This is a genomic window from Baaleninema simplex PCC 7105 (assembly GCF_000332355.1).
Lineage (GTDB): Bacteria > Cyanobacteriota > Cyanobacteriia > Cyanobacteriales > Geitlerinemataceae > Baaleninema > Baaleninema simplex.
Window position 1 is genome coordinate 1,179,868 of sequence record NZ_KB235958.1, and the last position, 14,426, is coordinate 1,194,293.

The following is a 14,426-nucleotide window of genomic DNA, read 5'->3' on the forward strand; positions in this document are numbered from 1 at the left end:
GACGAATTCCTCTTTCTTTACACCAAGCTCGATTAGCTCGGGTTCGATAAATTCGATCGGCGTGAACCGATGAGGGGTAAACTCCCGTATAGTCTTTGTAAGCTTCGACTTGCGAGATTAAATCTCCACTTTCATTATAATTATCCCAACTAATTTTTTCGAGAAATACATATCCTTCTACACAACTGACTGATAACTGGCTCTTCGGAGTTTAGGGTGACAGAAAAACTAACTTCACGAGATTTCAAGGGTTTTTGGCTCTCGAATTTTTCAATTTTTTGTATTATGGTATACATTTATAACCACAAACTCCGAAGACCCAGACTCAAAGCAATTTGGTCGATCGATGGTTGAGTTTAAAAACAATTTCAGTTTGAAAGTTTAACGGTGGCTGATAGTGCTTTTTACACCCAGGAAAATCTACAAAATTGCCAAGGAAGTTAAATGGTTGAGTCGAGTTCCCGTGACGGTAAAAGCAGCGAAGAATTTAGTAGAATCGGTAGAGGAAAGCGAGTTAAAAGCGAGTCAACTTACGGGTTATCGTTTTCAAGAATCTCAACAAAACTATGCCGATGTTGAGCAAAGATGGTTATTAGTCGAAAGTCAAAAAAGGAAAGAATCAGATTTAAAAAATTAGAGAAAAAATCCAGAAAGATGGTGAGTCCGCCCAAAAGAAACTCCGAGAGTTAAGTGTTCGAGAATTTGCTTGTGCCGCTGATGCCGAAAAAGCAGCATTTCGCCTTTTAAGAAAGTCGAAGTATCACCAAATTACCGATTTAGAAATTACGGAAAATTCTGGGGTCTATCAAGTCAAAGCGAACGTCACAATTGATGAAGCTTCAGTCGAGATAAAAAAACGAGTGCCGGACGATTTATCTTGGCGACGAATGTTTTAAACTCAGAAGAATTAACCGCTGATTCAATGCTCTCGAACTACAAAGAGCAACAGTCAGTCGAACGAGGTTTTGGCTTTCTGAAAGACCCGCTATTTTTAACGAATAGCGTTTTTCTTAAATCTCCTCACCGGATTGAAGCTTTGGGATTCATTATGGGCTTATGCTTATTGGTTTACACTCTGGGACAACGACAAATTCGGAAAACTTTGAAGCGGCTAAAAACTGGCGTCAAAAATCAGTTAGGTCGTCTAACCGATCGACCAACTCTCCGATGGATATTTCAATGTTTTCAAGGGATTCATGTCTTCCGAACTCAGGGAGTTAAAAAAATTTCTAATTTAACCTCTGAGCGCCTACATTTACTTGAATTTTTTCCAAAATCTTGTCAGGCTTATTATCTTCTAACTTGAAGATAGACTCGATTAATGCTCGTTAAAATTACATCTAATCTCCCTGATGGGGGGGAATTCCCCAAACCAATTTTGAGCCGTTTTTTTGGGTGGGAACAGTTGGGTCTTCGGAGTTTGTGGTTATAAATGTATAGCATGATACAAAAAATTGAAGATTCGAGAGCCAAAACCCTTGAAATCTCGTGAAGTTAGTTTTTCTGTCACCCTAAACTCCGAAGAGCCGAACAGTTTAACTTGCCCATTCCTCAACCGATTTTTCTCTAAGATGTCATTTTTACCCGAATTTTTCTTTTTTCTCGGTCTTAATCCCTAACCAACTCCCGACTAATTTCATCCCCTTCTCGTGCTACTTGGCGTACTACAAGTTGAAGTGCGGAATGTGGGTTGCAATGTTCTGGTTGCTTTGGCAGATACTATACAAAATAAAAAAAGATTGGAGAGACGAATACACACAAAAATTGCAGTATTATCTCTCCAGTTTTGGTGTTTTGTAATTCCCTACATACTCTTTAAACAAGAGAATTGAGAGAGACAAACCATTTCAGAGCGATCGAGAACGACTTCAGTGTCCGGCCGGAACCAGATGTAGAATTTTATCCATCACTTCATCGATGCTGAGATTGTCAGTTTGGATTTCGATCGCGTCTCGGGCTTTTTTCAAAGGCGCGATCGCTCGGGTGCTATCTTGGCGATCGCGTTCGGAGATTTCTCCTTCTAACCGATCCAAATTCACCTCGTACCCTTGACGTTCCAAATCCAGCTTGCGCCGTCTGGCTCGTTCCTCCACCGAAGCGGTGAGAAACACCTTCACTTCGGCGTCGGGAAACACGCAAGTTCCCATATCTCGCCCCTCCGCTACGAGTCCCCCGGTTTCGCCGTAGCGTTTTTGTTGTTCGATGAGGAACTGACGCACCACTGGAAGCGCCGACACCGCCGACACCGCCGAGGTGACTTCAGGCGATCGAATGGCGTCGGTGACTTCTTGACGGTTCACCCACACGCGACAGCGATCGCCTTCGACATCGGACTGTAACTGTAAGTCGCACTGTTGCAAAGCCTCAGCCACCGACGATTCGTCCTCGATCGAGACGCCGCACTCAGCTAACCACCACGTCACCGCCCGATACATCGCCCCGGTGTCCAAGTACAACAACCCGAGTTTACGGGCAATTTGACGCGTCACTGTGGATTTTCCCGCCCCTGCGGGGCCGTCGATGGCGATAATGGGCGCTCGAGCGTTCAGTAACAGGTTGTCGATGAGTCGGGTTTCTCCCATGCGGGCGGCGATGGCGAGCAGTCCTTTGCGACGCACGCTGGCGAGGGGAACTAAACTGTCGGGATCGACGAGTTCGAGGTACTCTAACCGTAATTCGGGAACGGTGGCCAGTTCGGTTTTAACGGCGTCGAGCAGTTCGGCGCGATCGCGAAATCCTTCCTCGAACAGCGTTTGCGCTCGCTTCAAACTGCGATACAGGACAGAAGCGCGCTCTTTTTGCTCCTCGCTGAGATACTGGTTGCGAGAACTGTAGGCTAAGCCGGAGGGTTCCCGCACGGTGGGACAGCCGACGATTTCGACCGGAATTGAAAGATCCCGAACCAGTTGGCGGATAATTGCCAGTTGCTGGGCGTCTTTCTGGCCGAAGTAAGCGCGATCGGGACGCACTAAGTTTAAAAGTTGGGTCACGATGGTCGCGACGCCGTTGAAATGACCGGGACGCGATCGCCCGCATAATATAGATGTCATCTTAGGTGGCGGCACTACCGTCGTTCGCAGGGACGTTCGCCCGTCTGCGTCGGCTTGCGCTCTCCCCGAAATCCCTAACTCTTCGGGACTCGGTGCGAATACGGCATCGACGCCAGCGTCTTGGCAGAGTTGACAGTCGCGATCGAACGTTCTCGGGTATTTGTCGAAATCTTCGTGAGGTCCGAACTGAAGTGGATTCACGAAAATACTGACGATGGTGCGATCGTTGTCCTGACACGCTCGCTCGATCGACCTCAAATGTCCGTCGTGGAGGTTACCCATCGTCGGGACGAAGCCGATCGTCAGGTTGCGGTCTTGGCTTTGGCGATAAGCTTGTAGAGCAGCCTTAGTGGTTAGGCGTTTCATGGAATCTCCCTCGGTGCGATCGACGTTCGACACCAGTGTCTAACGGTTATTTCAAACACCGATGTCGAACGCACAGAACCAACTTGTTAGTGTAGCAACCCAGGGACGATCGGGATGAGGATGCTTCACCAGTGAAGAGGGAAAAGTGTTTCGATCGCCAGTCGCCAGGGAAGACAGGGAACAGGGAGCAGGGAACAGATAACAGTATCTTCCTTGCCTCCTTGTCCCTCTTACTTTCTCTCTAACTTACTTCCCGACAGCTTCAGCCGGTCGGACGACTTCGAGACGGACGGGAGCGACGCCGCTGGCGATGAGGCCCAGACGTTCGGCCGCTCCGGCGGAGAGGTCGATGACGCGTCCGTAGGCGTAAGGGCCGCGATCGTTAACGCGCACGACGAGCGACCGGCCGTTGTCGAGGTTGGTGACCCGCACTTGGGTTCCGAATGGAAGTTCGGGATGAGCGGCCGTAATGGCACTGCTGTTAAAAATTTCGCCGTTCGCCGTGAGGTTTCCCTCGAATCCCGGCCCGTACCACGATGCCATGCCTTGTTCGCTATAAACGATGACTTCTTCAGGCGTGGGATCGGGTTTGGGAAGGGTGGCAGGCGGAAGAACGTAAGCCTGTTGCCCGTCTGAGGCACTCGGACTCGGGCTAGATGCCGATCGCTCTATCTGACGGTCGATCGCGCGATCGCTGCTCGGAGCATTTGAAACGTTTTGGGTTGTCTCCTCGAAGACGAGGTGGTGAAGCCCTTCGTGAGACTCTCCCCAATTTACCAAAAGTGCCTCGCTGGCATTTGGAGGAGCGGCTTGTACGGTGTCTACAAGAGATTGCGCGACTTCGTAGGTTGCCGTTGTAGCTTCTGTGCGGTTCGTATTTCCCTCGGAAGTGCCTTCGATGGCGTTCGCCATACAAGAAAAGTTTCCCATTCCGGAAATCACGATCGCGATCGTGAAGCTTCTCCAAAGTTGATAGGTCATAAGTTAAATTCTCCCAATCGAACCCCCAAATCGCGTTGCCCCGCGTTTGGGGTGGCGAGTCGAGTCTGCTAAGCGCCCACAACACCCTGCTGTTTGTAAGTTCGATAAATTTTACGGGCGTTTGGCCGCAGATTCGCCGTTCGAGTAACGGCTGAATCGCAACTCATACTCATACCGTGTTCAGGTAATGGTTGTAGAACTGCCACAGAATAGCACGAACTTTTTCCATCGGGGATCGGGAACGCCCCTGAATTGAGGCGAACTTTACAGAAACTTCACAATCGGGTTTTGGCTCAAAGCCTTATGAAATATGGCTTTTGTATATTTTTATCCATCTCAAAATCTTTACACAAAAAATATATAAAAAATGTCAAAATATGATATAAAATACAGATTTTGAAAGATAAGGTACAATAAGCAGCCTGTGTTTTACCGCTAAACGAGTCATGGATTATCGAGAAGCTGGGGTCGATATTGAAGCCGGTCGCGCCTTTGTCGATCGCATCGAGGAGGTCGTACGAGAAACCTACCGTCCTGGCGTGTTGGGAGGATTGGGAGGATTTGGCGGATGCTTCGAGATTCCGGCGGGATATCGCCAACCGGTTCTCGTTTCTGGAACCGACGGCGTGGGAACCAAGTTAAAACTGGCTCACCAACTCGATCGCCACGACACGGTGGGAATCGATCTCGTGGCCATGTGCGCCAACGACGTTCTGACTTCTGGCGCAGAACCTCTGTATTTTCTCGACTATCTGGCGACGGGAAAACTCAACGGCGAACAGTTGGCGCAAGTCGTCACGGGAATCGCCACGGGATGTCGTCAAGCCGGATGTGCGCTACTCGGCGGCGAAACTGCTGAAATGCCGGGGTTTTATCAGCCAGGAGAATACGATATTGCGGGATTCTGCGTGGGAATCGTGGAAAAAAGCCAGCTTCTCGACGGTTCTCAGGTGAAAATTGGCGATGTGGCGATCGCACTTCCGAGTTCTGGGGTTCACAGCAACGGCTACAGCCTGGTTCGCAAAATCGTCGGCGATGGCGGTTACGGGTGGACAGACTGTCCCGAAGCGTTCGGCGGCCGCAGTTTGGGAGAGGTTTTTCTGACGCCTACATATATATATGTAAAACCGGTGTTATCTCTGCGGGAGGCGGACATCGAAATTCGCGCCATGGCCCATATTACGGGCGGCGGACTTCCGGAAAACTTACCCCGTTGTTTGGGTGAAGATCGGGCGATCGCCATCGATCGCGCCGCTTGGGACATTCCCCCAGTATTCCGATGGTTAGCTGAGGCGGGAAACGTGCAACAGTCGGATATGTTCGATACCTTTAACATGGGAGTAGGTTTCGTCGTCGTCGTCTCTCCCGATGGGGTCGATCGCACCTTGGAAACCCTAAAAACCCAAAATCTCGATCCCTTCGTCCTTGGAGAAGTCGTCTCTGGAAACGGCGAAGTCTTGGGACTGAGTTAACGAGAGATTCCCCGTTCTCACCTATAGCAACCCTAAATCAGTTGTGTAACAAAATTGGGATAAAAAGGGGATAAAGGGAACGGGGAACGGGGAACGGGGAATCAGATTTTTTTCGGGTGTTTTAATTTTTGACGACCCATTTGGAACTGCTATATTAAATCTTAAATGGCGGTGTTTGCACTGAAGGAATGGTCTGTTGCGGTAGACGCCTTGTTGCGAGGCGAAACGGTCGCTTTGCTGCGAAAAGGGGGAATTCGGGAAAAAGAGAAATCGTTTCAAGTGAAGTGCGATCGTGCGTTTTTGTATCCGACTTACGAACATCAAAAGCCGGAACTCCTCAAACCTGAATACGCCGCCACCGTCACGCCAGTTGAATCGGGTTGGCGTCCGAAAACAGTTGCGATCGCCGGTCGGGCCGAGATTACCCATCGTTTTCTCGTCGAGAGTTGGGAAGCCGCCGAAACAGTCGCAGACGAGTTCGTGTGGAACCGTCAATTTGTCCGCGATCGCCTGGCGTGGAAACCGGAAAAACCCCTGTTTTTGCTGTTGTTGAGAGTTTACCGCCTCCGGGAACCGCGAGAGATTCCCGTTTTACCGCAGTATGGCGGATGTCGATCGTGGATCGAGTTGGCGGCGGATTTGACGTTTGACGATGGCGATGCGGTGTTCGATGAGGTGGCGTATGGCGATCGCGTCCGTGAAATTACTCGGAGGTTTCCGACGCAACCCGTTTGAAAATGGCGCGATAGACGGGTTCGCCTTTGTTGTGGGTGGCGATTTCCCGTTCTGTGGAAACCGGAAGCGGGTTTTCGGGAAGCCAATTTTCGCAAGTTCGACGGAAGGCTGGATGTTCGGAGAAGCGATCGCACATTTCCACTTCCACTTCTTCGACATCCGACTGAAGAAAGACTTCTCCACCGGGAACCAGGTATTTGGCTAAATCCTCCACCAGTTCCGGTTGAACGACGCGGCGTTTTTGGTGGCGTTTTTTGAACCAAGGATCGGGAAATTGAATCGAAACCCGTTTGAGGACGTTTTGGGGAAGGGATTTTAGGATGGGTTTGATAGAGATGTTGACGTTACAGAAGAGATAGTGGAGGTTGGTGAGGTGGGTGCGATCGCGCCAGTCGTTCGCTTCGTCCACCAGGGGTTCGCGAATTTCTAAGCCGAGAAAGTTCCAATTCGGCTCGATTCGAGCGTATTCAAACAGAAACCGACCCCGAGCGCAACCGATATCGAGGTGCAGGGGTTGGGTTAAATTGGGGTAAATGTTCGACCAATCTGGGATGGCGATCGGTTGTTGGTATTTACGACTGAGGGGGTTAACGTGTTGGCGAACTCGTACCGGAGACAAGCGAGATTCCTCCTTTTGTTTTAACGCTCGACGTTTTCTATTTTATCGAGAACTCGACTTCAAACAATTGTCGTGGTCGAACGAATTCGTCATCTCTAGAATAAAACGACTCGGGAAGGGGTGCATCTCACTTTTATAAAAATATGAGTTTGGGGTAGGTTGGACTTCGGCAACGCTGCCGTTCATGGGTGGAGCGATCGCCAAACCCAACAACAGCTCAATTCAGTACTTACTGTGTAAGCAATCGATGAACCCCTTACTGGGCGGAACTTTCATTTAAAGTTATTCATGAAAATCGTGAAATTCATTGCCAGACGAAGATTACAGCATTTTACCCTACACGCTAGGTTCGGCTCGGAAGAGCCAAAATCTACAATATAGGATAATCAAAAAATGGATAAACCCAAAAAGAGAAATCTTTTTAAATTGCTCGATCGTCGTGATGTTAAAGAGTTAAAAGCAGCTCTAAAAAATCTAAAATCCATAGACTTTCTCGACCCAAAAACAACGCTACCTCCTATAACTTATGCTGTCGAAATTAAGTGGATAGAAGGTTTACGAGTTCTCATCGAAGCAGGCGCAAATGTCAACTTTCAGCGAACACCATACGATAATGCTTTAGTGGCTGCTGTAAGATTAGGACAAGTGGAAATGGTGGAAATGCTCTTGAATGCAGGTGCTAATCCCAATGGAATTCGCTTTTACGATTTCGAGCCTGACTCTCCTTTAAATCTAGCGATAAAAAAAGAAAATAAGGAAATACTCAATTTACTCATTGAAGCTGGCGCCGATGTTAACGCTCCACAGAATATAAATGGTACAGCACCTCTAACTCTGGCTATTTATAGAGGAAACTTGGATTTAGTCACGACGTTGATTGAAGCTGGGGCTTTTGTAGATGAAGAGATTTCTGTAGATTTTAGTAATAATGACTATGATGAAATCAAAGAAACAAATATATTGATTGCTGCAAAATCAGGATATCAAAATATTGTAGAATACTTACTTCCTTTAGTGCCTTGTGAAGAAGATCGATTGAGAGCAATTGAAGAGCTTCCCAAAGCCATAGCTCGCAAACAAGAACAGATGAAGATGCAAGATTTAATTGTCGCTGCATCTACAGGAGATATTAAAACAGTTGAAGCATTAATTGAGGAAGGGATTGATGTAAATGGTGTAGCTTTTAATCAGAAAACCGCTTTATGTGAAGCTTGTTTTTATGGAAAATTTGAAATTGTTCGTATTTTAATCGATGCTGGAGCCACTCTCGACAAATCATCTTTTGTTAATGTAATATATAGAAATCGATCTAATATTGTTAAATTTTTAATTGAAGCTGGCTTCAATTTTAGTCAGTTCTTTTTTGAAGGATATACAGCTCTTATGCTAGCTGCAAAAAATGATTGTTTCGATACAGTTAAAGTTCTTCTTGAATCTGGAATTAAGGATGTCAATGCTAAAAATTTCGACCAAAAAACAGCATTGGATTTAGCTCGAGATTCAAAACATAGAGAAGTCGTTCGATTATTAAAAGAATATGGTGCAGTTGGCGATTCAGAAATTGAAGAGACAACTCCTAGTGAAGATATACCGTTTTGAGTTGAGGTAGAATATCTTGAATGTTAAAATATTTCCGTTGTTAAAATCTAAAACCCAGAGCCTAGAATTAAAATGGGCATCACTGTGAGCTATAGACGTATATCTAAGGCTCAATTTTTAGAGCTTCAAGCCAATTCTCAATTGGCTCTAGAGTTTTTCTATGGAGAGATTGGAAAGATCGATCGATCTGAGTTGTTAGATTTATTATTGGATTTGTTGATTGGTGAAACACTACCTTCTGAGTTCAGCAATGAAATAAAATCCTCTTTGTCCAAGCAATCGAGCGTCTATCAGGATAATTTCGATCTAAATAAAACCTGGCTTTCTATCGAAAAAGAGTGGCAAGCTATTCACTATCTTTTGACTGGTGAAGTCGCGTGCGATCGCTCCTCTGCCGAACCGCCGTTAAATCAAGTCATATTTGGAGGAACAGAAACAGAGTTTGAAGCCACCTATGGTTACGTGCGCTATTTTACTCCCGATGAAGTGAAAGAGATTGCGATCGCTATCGCTCAGTTACCAGAAATAGACTTACGAATCCGATTTAACGAACGTGAAGATCTCGAACTTTACGCACAATCTGAGAAATGGGACGAAGAGGACTGGGAGTTTTTGAAACGTACTTTAAAGTATATTCATGATTTTTTTGCTGAAGCGGCAAAAAACAATGAAATTGTACTCATTTCTGGCTCTTCCGACCTTGGTGTGTAGGGTAAATGCTTGTAGCCTGTATCTGGCAAGGGATTTCTCGATTTGAGCTGCCTTTTTATACAGTTTAGCAAAAACTCTTATACTGTAAGGGTTTCAGCGATTTCTTGCATAGTAAGTTCGGAAGAGCCTCATTTCTTCTGATTAAAAGCTAGGCTAGGCTAAGCTTATAAGATCCCCGGCATCTCCAAGATGCCGGGGATCTTATACCGGAAGTGCTAATCGGGAATTTTGCCACCCCAAACTGATGTTTTTGCAAAAGTGAGATGCACCCCAAAAAACAATGAAATTATACTCATTTCTTCTGATTAAAAGCTAGGCTAAGCTTATCTAATTTTGTAGCCAATTTACTCAATCAAAAAACAAAATCTCCATAAAAATATTTTGACTAACTTTAGTCAAAATTGAAGAGTGTATATCAGTTTTACAATCAATATAAATACTTAAAGAATTAAATTACTTTCTGGTAGTTTTTGATAAAAATGTTGACAAATTGCCTAAATCGTGTGTTCATAAAAGAGAGATGTACCTAGCTCAAAGATGAAGTGGTGTGTCGATCGTCGTTGAAAGGTCAAATTCTGACCAGTTGTGGACGCGCAGGGTTAGGCACGTGTTCCATCCGAACAACGATCTCGCGCCGCTGATGACAACCGTTAGGCATCATGTTAATAAAATTGCTGTAGAAAGGATTATGTCTTTATGAGTTACTACCAAGGAATTGCTGATTACTACGACTTGTTAATGGATGGTGGTTACTATAATCATGAATTATTGGCAACAGCCATTCGCTCCGCGATCGGTCAACGAAAAAGGATACTTGAACTTGGTATTGGCACAGGGCAGATGGCTAAAGCACTACTTCAACTCGAGCCAACCTATGATTTTGTCGGAATAGATTTCAGCTCAGAAATGATAAGAATTGCCAAAAAACGGTTATCCAATAGCATTCCGATAATAGAGTGTGACGTGGCGGAAATGAACCTGGATTACAAATTCGATGCTGCTATTTCAAGTGGTGGCACATGGGTCATCATTCAATCGAACAATGAGTTACTTTTAGGAACACATTTGTTCAACAAAGAGAACGACTTTCGTGGATTGCAAAATGTCGCTAATCATCTCGAACGTGGTGGACTTTTGTTGTTAAGTGTCCACCCACCTCACGAAGACCGAGACCTTGAGTTAACTAATGGGATTATCTACTCTCAAAGAATGGGAAAGTATAACGGCGGCTCAGATCACTTTTTCCTCAAAAAGACCTATTCTTTTTGGAAACAGGAGAGCCTCCTTGCGGAAGAAACGTTAACTTTAGGATTCTACAGAGATACTGTATTTCTAAAAATGCTTGCAGATGTAGGATTCAATCCTTTGGGCATGACGAATTCTGAAAAGTTTTTCGTATTGGAAAAGGTGGCATGAGAAAGAGGCCAAACTGGGTGCATCTCAGTTTGGCAAAAACATGAGAATTGGAGGCTGAAATCCTTATTCTCTCGTATAGATTTACATTTTTAAGATGCACCCCAGAGCAACTCACGATCCTCATATCCATACCGATCGCCCCCCCCAACAAGAGCAACCCAGGAGACGCAACAACTCAGGAATTGCACCCAAAAAACCAGCGTCCTCAAGAAACCGGGTTTCTCACCGCTTCCTTCCAAACTCTAATTCTGCGTGTTCGTTGCGTCTGTCTCAGGCGTTTCCGATTCCGGCGTTTCCACCATGCAGGTACTTCCGACTAACACATCGAAGCTGCTAAAGGACAAAATCGCCACTTCGTTGGTATTAGGATCTTCCCAACGCCACAACAACCCCAGCGATCGCCCATCTCCCGTATCCACGACTTCACCCGGCGAACCCAAGGCTTGACGCACTTCTGCTAACGTCATTCCCATCTCGACTTGCGAACAGAGTTGATGGGTGTACCCGGCGGTTGCTTCCACCTGTGGCGACACGCCGAAACAAGACACCCCAGACACCAATTCTTCGCGCAACGTGACGATTAAAACCGCTCCCGTTTCCTCATCAACCCACTGAACTTGACTGTTTCCTGTGGCGACGGGTTGTCGTTCCGCCTCGATTTCCAACTCGTCGAGGAGTTCCTCGAACGCCGCTTGCGTCATCCCCATTTCAAAGCGATCGCAGGCTTCGGGAGTCAAACGCGGATTGTCAACCTGTGCGATCGCGGGATTTCCCATCGCCAACCCCGCCAACATCAACACCGGAAATTTGAGAATCGAACTCTTAAAATCCATCAAACATTTCCCTCATCCGAACATTTCAAAATTTGAAGACCAATTTAAAGTAATTTTATGGAGGCGGTGTTGGGGGCGGTGCGTGACGATTTTTCGGTTTCAGAACCGACACCCTATTTATTTTTCAAGTCACGCATCCTACGGTTCTTATCATCCCCTCATCTCATCATCTCCTCATCCCATCGCCGCCATTGCATTTCCCGCCAGCCAACTCGTCGTCCAGGCGTTTTGGAAATTAAAGCCTCCCGTTACGCCGTCGATATCGAGAAGTTCTCCGGCGAAATACAAGTTCGGACAACGGCGACTTTCGAGAGTTTTGAAATTGACCTCTTTCAAGTTGACGCCGCCGCAGGTGACGAACTCGTCTTTAAATATACCTTTCCCCGTTACGGCATACTCGTCTTGCAGCAGGTGACGCACCAAACGCGCCATTTCTTTTTTCGAGAGTTCCGCCCAGCGTTTTTTTCCGTCGATATTGGCTCTCGTCAGATGATACAACCACAATCGCCGAGGTAACGCGACCGGCGAAAAGGTTGCGATCGCTTTCCGGCTTTCCCGAGTTTTGACGGAAAGGAGATGTTGTCGCAGAGTTTCGGGGTTTTCCTGGGGTAGCCAGTTGACGAGAAGGGGACTGCGATAGTTGCGATCGCACAAAAATCGCGCCCCCCACGCCGAGAGTTTCAAAATCGCCGGGCCGCTGAACCCCCAATGCGTCACCAACACCGGCCCCGATTGAGTGAGTTTCGCTTCGGGAAGTCGAACCGTCGCCTCGGGAACGGAGACGCCAGCCAGTTCGTGCAATTTCGGCTCGTCAATATTAAAGGTAAACAAAGACGGAACGGGAGGGGCGATCGAATGTCCCAAATCCCGAGCGAATTGATATCCTTTCGGATGGCTCCCCGTCGCCAGTAACAAGCGATCGCCGTAGCAAGTTTCGCCGTTTTTCAACCTCACCCGAAATCCCGTTCCCTCCCAACTCACAGACGACACGGGAGACTGCAACCGCAACCGAACCCCCGTTTCGCGGGCTTCTTTGAGCAAACATTGCACGATGGTTTCCGAATCGTCAGTGGTGGGAAACATCCGTCCGTCAGCTTCCGTTTTCAATTTGACACCCCGTTTGGCGAACCACTCGACAGTATCTCGAGGTTGAAACCGGGTAAACGCCCCTCGTAGTGCTTTTCCGCCGCGAGGATAGTGTTTCACCAACGACGCCGCATCGAAACAGGCGTGAGTGACGTTACAACGTCCGCCGCCAGAAATGCGAACCTTATGCAACGGTTTGCGACTGGCTTCGAGGAGGGTGACGCGATGTTGGGGATTCGCTGTCGCACAGGCGATCGCACCGAAAAATCCCGCCGCACCGCCACCGACAACCAGAATAGAAAGAGGCTCGTTCAAGAGAAATCAAAAAATACCGCAAATATATTAAAGTATGCCCTTTAACAAACCCGGTATCTAGAACAAGCTCAGTTAGAGTCGTAGGGGGCGTGACGCGGGCAATCCCACGTTACCGCTGAAAAACCCAATGTAAATCCCGCGTCACGCACCGCTTACAGCGAGCAGCCAAACAGTTGGGTAGTGTACGTCACGCGGGGGAAACCAGGGAGCTGGTATCAGATAAATCTCGCTCCCGCGTAACGCACCGTCTTCTACGCCAAAATAAAGAGAACCGAAACCCGAACAGCGAAATGTCTTATTTGGTGATTTACGACGGTAACTGCAACCTTTGCGTGACGTTGGTGCAGTTGTTGGAGAATCTCGATCGCGGAACCCGCTTTCGCTACGCTCCCATGCAAGACGAAACCCTGCTCGATCGCTACGACATTACCCCCCAAGGGTGCGAGTTGGGAATGATTTTACTCGATCGCGACAACCCCGAGCGCCGCTGGCAAGGGAGCGACGCCGCCGAAGAAATCGGACAGTTGCTTCCGGGGGGAGAGGCGTTCGTATCGGCGTATCGCCAGTTACCGGGGTTGAAATCTACTGGCGATCGCGTTTACGAACAGGTTCGCGATAACCGCTACGATTGGTTTGGCAGACGCGAAGAGACCTATCGATCGAAATATCCCCTGGCGGGAGATGAAAACAGTCACCAGTCTCCAGTCTCCAGTGAGGAGACGATCGGATGAGGAGAACTCCCCACTCTTCCCTCTTCCTTCTTCACTGAAGAAGCTCCTCCTCTCCCCTGTTCCCTTACTCCCCTGCTAATGAATGCTCCATCACTTGCTGGCGCGAAGTGATGGTGTCTGATTACAAGGTGTTAACCCTCGCGACAGGTGGCATTCTCACCGAACCACGGGAACTTTAGCCCGTCAGTTCCCCCAAGTCGTTTCCGCTATGGGGCTGGGATTTGAGCAACTTTTACCTAGCAATAGTCCGGACATTTTTCTAGGCAAGCGCTGAAACCCGCATTCTCTCGTTGTCAGTCAAAAACTGTCTGGAGTGTTGACCTAGAGTCTGACGTAGATGAACCGACTACAGAGGATTGACAGGGTATTCTACCTTTCGTTGAGAGGTCGTGTCTCCAGGTGTTTCGGAATCTGGTCTGCCCTTTACCGTACCCCTCAAGATGAGGTTATTCTACCACTTGCCGCTCCTTAACCCCCACCTGTTCCTATGTGGTTGAATGCGTCGCTATTCT

12 protein-coding genes and 2 pseudogenes are annotated in these 14,426 nt (G+C 47.5%); 8 read left to right on the forward strand and 6 right to left on the reverse strand.

The annotated features are described in order from the left end of the window. Window positions 1-202, reverse strand: a pseudogene (locus GEI7105_RS36885) (IS5/IS1182 family transposase); the annotation flags it as partial. Window positions 203-463: 261 nt separating this feature from the next. Here GEI7105_RS36885 and GEI7105_RS38305 point away from each other — a divergent pair. Continuing rightward, window positions 464-637, forward strand: a complete 174-nt coding sequence (locus tag GEI7105_RS38305) for a hypothetical protein (protein WP_158413175.1) — start codon at window positions 464-466, stop codon at window positions 635-637. 225 nt (window positions 638-862) lie between these two features. Further along, window positions 863-1,306: pseudogene (locus GEI7105_RS40980) on the forward strand (IS1634 family transposase); the annotation flags it as partial. Between the two features lie 562 nt (window positions 1,307-1,868). Here GEI7105_RS40980 and GEI7105_RS0107195 read toward each other — a convergent pair. Both GEI7105_RS0107195 and GEI7105_RS34535 read right to left on the reverse strand, forming a co-directional pair. After that, window positions 1,869-3,416: a bifunctional pantoate--beta-alanine ligase/(d)CMP kinase gene (locus tag GEI7105_RS0107195; protein ID WP_026097488.1), complete on the reverse strand. Its 1,548-nt coding sequence runs from the start codon at window positions 3,414-3,416 to the stop codon at window positions 1,869-1,871. A gap of 246 nt (window positions 3,417-3,662) precedes the next feature. Then, window positions 3,663-4,397, reverse strand: coding sequence for a septal ring lytic transglycosylase RlpA family protein (locus tag GEI7105_RS34535; RefSeq protein WP_017659795.1), 735 nt, complete (start codon window positions 4,395-4,397; stop codon window positions 3,663-3,665). 446 nt (window positions 4,398-4,843) lie between these two features. Between GEI7105_RS34535 and purM the strand changes: the two genes are divergently transcribed. Beyond that, the gene (gene purM, locus GEI7105_RS0107205) at window positions 4,844-5,869 is read left to right on the forward strand and encodes a phosphoribosylformylglycinamidine cyclo-ligase (protein ID WP_017659796.1); all 1,026 of its coding nucleotides are present in this window, start codon (window positions 4,844-4,846) and stop codon (window positions 5,867-5,869) included. Between the two features lie 165 nt (window positions 5,870-6,034). Continuing rightward, entirely contained in the window at window positions 6,035-6,604 is a 570-nt protein-coding gene (locus tag GEI7105_RS0107210) for a DUF1802 family protein (RefSeq protein WP_017659797.1), read from the forward strand. On the opposite strand, the gene trmB is transcribed toward GEI7105_RS0107210, so the two are convergent. Further along, the gene (trmB, locus tag GEI7105_RS0107215; protein ID WP_017659798.1) at window positions 6,573-7,223 is read right to left on the reverse strand and encodes a tRNA (guanosine(46)-N7)-methyltransferase TrmB; all 651 of its coding nucleotides are present in this window, start codon (window positions 7,221-7,223) and stop codon (window positions 6,573-6,575) included. The genes GEI7105_RS0107210 and trmB overlap by 32 nt on opposite strands. Window positions 7,224-7,616: 393 nt before the next feature. On the opposite strand from trmB, the gene GEI7105_RS0107220 reads away from it, so the two are divergent. The 3 genes from GEI7105_RS0107220 to GEI7105_RS0107230 all read left to right on the forward strand — a co-directional run bounded on the left by GEI7105_RS0107220 (window position 7,617) and on the right by GEI7105_RS0107230 (window position 10,949). Beyond that, complete coding sequence (locus tag GEI7105_RS0107220) at window positions 7,617-8,822, forward strand: ankyrin repeat domain-containing protein (protein WP_017659799.1); 1,206 nt, start codon at window positions 7,617-7,619, stop codon at window positions 8,820-8,822. 72 nt (window positions 8,823-8,894) lie between these two features. Beyond that, a complete protein-coding gene (locus tag GEI7105_RS0107225; protein ID WP_017659800.1) occupies window positions 8,895-9,533 on the forward strand; it encodes a DUF1877 family protein in 639 nt (212 codons plus the stop codon). Between the two features lie 696 nt (window positions 9,534-10,229). Continuing rightward, window positions 10,230-10,949, forward strand: a complete 720-nt coding sequence (locus GEI7105_RS0107230; RefSeq protein ID WP_017659801.1) for a class I SAM-dependent DNA methyltransferase — start codon at window positions 10,230-10,232, stop codon at window positions 10,947-10,949. A gap of 242 nt (window positions 10,950-11,191) precedes the next feature. Here the strand turns inward: GEI7105_RS0107230 and GEI7105_RS0107235 are convergent, their stop codons facing one another. Together GEI7105_RS0107235 and GEI7105_RS0107240 are read right to left on the reverse strand one after the other, a co-directional pair. Next, on the reverse strand, window positions 11,192-11,782 hold the full coding sequence (locus GEI7105_RS0107235) for a hypothetical protein (RefSeq protein WP_017659802.1): 591 nt from the start codon (window positions 11,780-11,782) through the stop codon (window positions 11,192-11,194). Between the two features lie 174 nt (window positions 11,783-11,956). Next, complete coding sequence (locus GEI7105_RS0107240) at window positions 11,957-13,183, reverse strand: BaiN/RdsA family NAD(P)/FAD-dependent oxidoreductase (RefSeq protein ID WP_017659803.1); 1,227 nt, start codon at window positions 13,181-13,183, stop codon at window positions 11,957-11,959. Between the two features lie 290 nt (window positions 13,184-13,473). Between GEI7105_RS0107240 and GEI7105_RS29525 the strand changes: the two genes are divergently transcribed. Beyond that, the gene (locus GEI7105_RS29525) at window positions 13,474-13,914 is read left to right on the forward strand and encodes a thiol-disulfide oxidoreductase DCC family protein (protein ID WP_017659804.1); all 441 of its coding nucleotides are present in this window, start codon (window positions 13,474-13,476) and stop codon (window positions 13,912-13,914) included. Window positions 13,915-14,426 lie beyond the last annotated feature (512 nt).

Bases quoted from the DNA above. Each gene is read 5' to 3' on its own strand.
- GEI7105_RS0107195 (WP_026097488.1), bottom strand. From the start codon at position 3,416: ATGAAACGCCTAACCACTAAGGCTGCTCTACAAGCTTATCGCCAAAGC.
- GEI7105_RS34535 (WP_017659795.1), bottom strand. From the start codon at position 4,397: ATGACCTATCAACTTTGGAGAAGCTTCACGATCGCGATCGTGATTTCC.
- purM (WP_017659796.1), top strand. From the start codon at position 4,844: ATGGATTATCGAGAAGCTGGGGTCGATATTGAAGCCGGTCGCGCCTTT.
- GEI7105_RS0107210 (WP_017659797.1), top strand. From the start codon at position 6,035: ATGGCGGTGTTTGCACTGAAGGAATGGTCTGTTGCGGTAGACGCCTTG.
- GEI7105_RS0107220 (WP_017659799.1), top strand. From the start codon at position 7,617: ATGGATAAACCCAAAAAGAGAAATCTTTTTAAATTGCTCGATCGTCGT.
- GEI7105_RS0107225 (WP_017659800.1), top strand. From the start codon at position 8,895: ATGGGCATCACTGTGAGCTATAGACGTATATCTAAGGCTCAATTTTTA.
- GEI7105_RS0107230 (WP_017659801.1), top strand. From the start codon at position 10,230: ATGAGTTACTACCAAGGAATTGCTGATTACTACGACTTGTTAATGGAT.
- GEI7105_RS0107235 (WP_017659802.1), bottom strand. From the start codon at position 11,782: ATGGATTTTAAGAGTTCGATTCTCAAATTTCCGGTGTTGATGTTGGCG.
- GEI7105_RS29525 (WP_017659804.1), top strand. From the start codon at position 13,474: ATGTCTTATTTGGTGATTTACGACGGTAACTGCAACCTTTGCGTGACG.